Origin of the sequence: Nonomuraea lactucae, from assembly GCF_003313395.1 — a bacterium.
GTDB lineage: Bacteria > Actinomycetota > Actinomycetes > Streptosporangiales > Streptosporangiaceae > Nonomuraea > Nonomuraea lactucae.
The window spans coordinates 1-4045 of the sequence record NZ_QNFZ01000740.1 but is presented as its reverse complement, the minus strand read 5'-3'; the positions used below and the strand labels follow the sequence as shown (position 1 = coordinate 4045).

Annotated in this window: 4 protein-coding genes and 1 pseudogene; all 5 read left to right on the top strand. The window is 72.5% G+C overall.

What is annotated here, in order from left to right; genetic code table 11:
• Positions 1-316, top strand: a pseudogene (locus tag DQW85_RS26425) (ornithine carbamoyltransferase); the annotation flags it as partial.
• Entirely contained in the window at positions 313-819 is a 507-nt protein-coding gene (locus DQW85_RS26420; RefSeq protein WP_113702643.1) for an arginine repressor, read from the top strand. The pseudogene DQW85_RS26425 and the gene DQW85_RS26420, both read left to right, overlap by 4 nt.
• 23 nt (positions 820-842) lie before the next feature.
• On the top strand, positions 843-2042 hold the full coding sequence (locus DQW85_RS26415) for an argininosuccinate synthase (RefSeq protein ID WP_113702642.1): 1200 nt from the start codon (positions 843-845) through the stop codon (positions 2040-2042).
• A gap of 75 nt (positions 2043-2117) precedes the next feature.
• A complete protein-coding gene (argH, locus tag DQW85_RS26410) occupies positions 2118-3539 on the top strand; it encodes an argininosuccinate lyase (RefSeq protein ID WP_113702641.1) in 1422 nt (473 codons plus the stop codon).
• Positions 3521-4045: DNA-3-methyladenine glycosylase (locus tag DQW85_RS26405; RefSeq protein ID WP_113702640.1), on the top strand; the 525-nt coding region annotated here is incomplete at its 3' end. The genes argH and DQW85_RS26405, both read left to right, overlap by 19 nt.

Genomic DNA, 4045 nt, shown 5'->3' with positions numbered 1-4045 from the left:
CGGCTCGGTGGTCGCCGTGGCCGACCCGGCCGCGGCCGTCGCCGGCGCGCACGTCGTCGCCACCGACACCTGGGTGTCGATGGGCCAGGACGGCAAGGAGGAGCGCGTCGCCGCCCTCATGCCCTACCAGGTCAACACCGAGCTCCTCGGCCACGCCGCGGACGACGCGATCGTGCTGCACTGCCTGCCCGCCTACCGCGGCTACGAGATCACCGCCGAGGTGCTCGACGCGCCGGGCAGCGCCGTGTGGGACCAGGCCGAGAACCGGCTGCACGCCCAGAAGGCACTCCTGCAGTGGCTGGTGAGCAGGTCATGACCATCCCGATGACCAAGGCGGGGCGCCAGGCCAAGATCACCGACCTGCTGCAGCGGCAGCCGGTGCGCTCCCAGCCCGAGCTGGCCAAGCTGCTCGCCGAGAGCGGCGTCGAGGTCACCCAGGCCACGCTCTCGCGCGACCTCGACGAGCTCGGCGCGCTCAAGCTGCGCGCCGAGGACGGCTCCCTGGTGTACGCGCTGCCCGGGGAGGGCGGCGGACGCATCCCGCTGGCGAGGCTGGGCACCGGCGAGACGCCGGCGGCGCGGCTCCACCGCATCGCGGAGGAACTGCTGGTCTCCGCCGAGCACTCGGCCAACCTGATCATCGTCCGCACCCCGCCGGGAGCCGCCCAGTTCCTGGCCTCCGCCATCGACCACGCCGACTGGGAGTCCATCCTCGGCACGGTCGCCGGCGACGACACGATCCTGGTCATCAGCCGCGACCCGCAGGGCGGCCGGGCGGTGGCCGAAGCCCTGCTCAAGGTCGCCGACCGACGTTCCTGAGCCCGCGCGAGAAAGGTGCCAGCATGTCCGAGAGAGTGGTCCTCGCCTTCTCCGGCGGGCTCGACACGTCCGTCGCCATCCCGTTCCTCGCCGAGAAGATGGACGCCGAGGTCATCGCCGTCGCGGTGGACCTCGGCCAGGGCGGCGAGGACATGGAGGCCATCCAGAAGCGCGCCATGGACTGCGGCGCCGCCGAGTCGGTCGTCGTGGACGCCAAGGAGGAGTTCGCCGCCGACTTCTGCGTGCCCGCCCTGCGCGCCAACGCCCTCTACATGGACCGCTACCCGCTGCTGTCGTCGCTGTCGAGGCCGCTCATCGCCAAGCACCTCGTCTCGGCGGCCAAGCAGTTCGGCGGCACCGTCGTCTCCCACGGCTGCACCGGCAAGGGCAACGACCAGGTGCGCTTCGAGGCCGGCCTGGCCGCGCTCGCGCCCGACCTGAGGGTCGTCGCGCCGGCCCGCGACTTCGCCTGGACCCGTGACAAGGCGATCGAGTTCGCCGAGCGTAAGGGCCTGCCGATCGAGACGACCAGGAAGAACCCGTTCTCCATCGACCAGAACCTGTGGGGCCGCGCCGTCGAGACCGGCTTCCTGGAGGACATCTGGAACGGCCCCACCGAGGACGTCTACTCCTACACCGCCGACCCCGCCACGCCGCGCGAGGCCGACGAGGTCGTCATCACCTTCGAGCAGGGTGTGCCCGCCGGGATCGACGGCCGGGCGCTGACGCCGTACCAGGTCATCGACGAGCTCAACAGGCGCGCGGGCGCGCAGGGCGTCGGCCGGATCGACATGGTCGAGGACCGGCTCGTCGGCATCAAGTCACGCGAGGTGTACGAGGCGCCCGGCGCGATCGCACTGATCACCGCGCACATGGAGCTGGAGAACGTCACCGTCGAACGCGACCTGGCGCGCTTCAAGCGCGGCGTCGACCAGCGCTGGAGCGAGCTCGTCTACGACGGCCTGTGGTTCTCGCCGCTGAAGCGCTCCCTCGACGCGTTCATCGACGACGCCCAGAGGCACGTCTCGGGCGACGTGCGGATGACGCTGCACGGCGGCCGGGCCACGGTCACCGGCCGGCGCTCCGAGAAGTCGCTGTACGATTTCTCGCTGGCCACCTACGACACCGGCGACACCTTCGACCAGTCCCTGGCCAGGGGCTTCGTCCAGCTCTTCAGCCTTCCTTCCAAGATCGCTGCTGCCCGGGACGCGAAGCACGGGTGAGGTGCACTAGGGTCGCGCAGGAGGCACGGGGAGGCCCCCGCAACGGCGCGACCACGAGATCTTGACGAGGAGGACATGACGGTGAGTGATGGCAAGCCGATGCGGCTGTGGGGCGGACGCTTCGAGGGCGGTCCGTCCGACGCGCTGACCCGGCTGTCGGTGAGCGTGCACTTCGACTGGCGGCTGGTGCCGTACGACCTGGCGGCGTCCCGCGCGCACGCCCGCGTGCTGCACAGGGCCGGGCTGCTGGCCGACGACGAGCTCGACCGGATGATCGGCGCGCTCGACGACCTGGAGCGCGCCTGCAAGGCGGGCGAGTTCAGGCCGACGGTCGCCGACGAGGACGTGCACACCGCGCTGGAGCGCGGCCTGCTGGAGCGGCTCGGCTCGCTCGGCGGCAAGCTGCGCGCCGGGCGCAGCCGCAACGACCAGATCGCCACCGACCTGCGCCTCTACCTCCGCGACCACGCCCGCACGGTCGTCTCCCGGCTGGTCGAGCTGGAGACGGCGCTGATGGAGCAGGCCGAGCAGCACGCCGAGACCGCCGCGCCCGGCATGACGCACCTGCAGCACGCGCAGCCGGTGTCGTTCGGCCACCAGCTCCTCGCGCACGTCCACGCCTTCGCCCGCGACGTCGACCGGCTCACCGACTGGGACAGGCGCGCCGCGGTCTCCCCGCTCGGCTCCGGCGCGCTCGCCGGCTCCTCGCTGCCGCTCGACCCGCAGGCCGTGGCCGCCGAGCTCGGCTTCGACAGCGCCGCACCCAACTCGATGGACGCCGTGGCCGACCGCGACTTCGCGGCCGAGTTCCTGTTCGACGCGGCCATGATCGGCGTGCACCTGTCGAGGCTGGGCGAGGAGATCGTGCTCTGGGCCTCGCAGGAGTTCCGCTGGATCGAGATGGACGACGCCTACTCCACCGGCTCGTCGATCATGCCGCAGAAGAAGAACCCCGACGTGGCCGAGCTGGCCCGCGGCAAGTCGGGGCGTCTCATCGGCAACCTGATGTCGCTGCTGACGACCCTCAAGGGCCTGCCGCTCACCTACAACCGCGACCTGCAGGAGGACAAGGAGCCGGTGTTCGACGCAGTCGACACGCTGCTGCTCGTCCTGCCCGCGATGGCCGGACTGGTCGCCACCATGCGGGTCAACACCGCCCGCCTGGAGGCGTCGGCTCCCGACGGGTTCGCGCTCGCCACCGACCTCGCCGAGCTGCTCGTACGGCGCGGGGTGCCGTTCCGCGACGCGCACGAGGCCGTCGGCCACCTGGTGGTGTGGTGCCAGGTCAACGACAAGGACCTGGGCGAGCTCACCGACGAGGAGCTGGTCAAGGTGTCGGAGCACCTCACGCCAGACGTCCGCGACGTGCTCAACGTGCCGGGCGCGCTCGCCGCGCGCAAGGCCCACGGCGGCACCGCCCCCGACCGGGTCCGCGACCAGCTCGCCGCGCTCCGCGAGGCGGTCGACGCCCAGGCGGCATGGGCGGCGGGCTCCTGACGTCCGCGCCGCTGCCGCGGTCGTTCTTCGACCGGCCGTCCCACGAGGTGGCGCCCGACCTGCTCGGGCGCGTCCTCGTGCACGGCAGCGTGGACGGCTGTGTCGCGGTGCGGCTCACCGAGGTCGAGGCGTACGGCGGTCCCGGCGAGGATCCGGCCGCCCACACCTACCGCGGCAAGACCGACAGGAACGCGGTGATGTTCGGGCCGCCGGGCCACCTGTACGTGTACTTCACCTACGGCATGCACTTCTGCGCCAACCTGGTGTGCCTGCCGGAGGACCACGGCTCGGCCGTGCTCCTGCGTGCCGGTGAGGTCGTCGCCGGGCACGACCTCGCCCGCCTGCGGCGCTCCGGCGCCGCCCGGGTCGGTGAGGGTGCCGCCCGTCTGGGGGAGGGTGGCGCCCCGGTGGGTGACGGTGCCGCCCCGGTGGATGACGGCGGCGTCCTCGGTGAGGGCGCGCGGGCGGACGACGGCGGGCCCGCGGCGTCAGCCGGGAGGCGTGTG

Coding starts and splice junctions, on each gene's coding strand:
- argH (WP_113702641.1), top strand. CDS start 2,118: ATGACGGTGAGTGATGGCAAGCCGATGCGGCTGTGGGGCGGACGCTTC.
- DQW85_RS26415 (WP_113702642.1), top strand. CDS start 843: ATGTCCGAGAGAGTGGTCCTCGCCTTCTCCGGCGGGCTCGACACGTCC.
- DQW85_RS26420 (WP_113702643.1), top strand. CDS start 313: ATGACCATCCCGATGACCAAGGCGGGGCGCCAGGCCAAGATCACCGAC.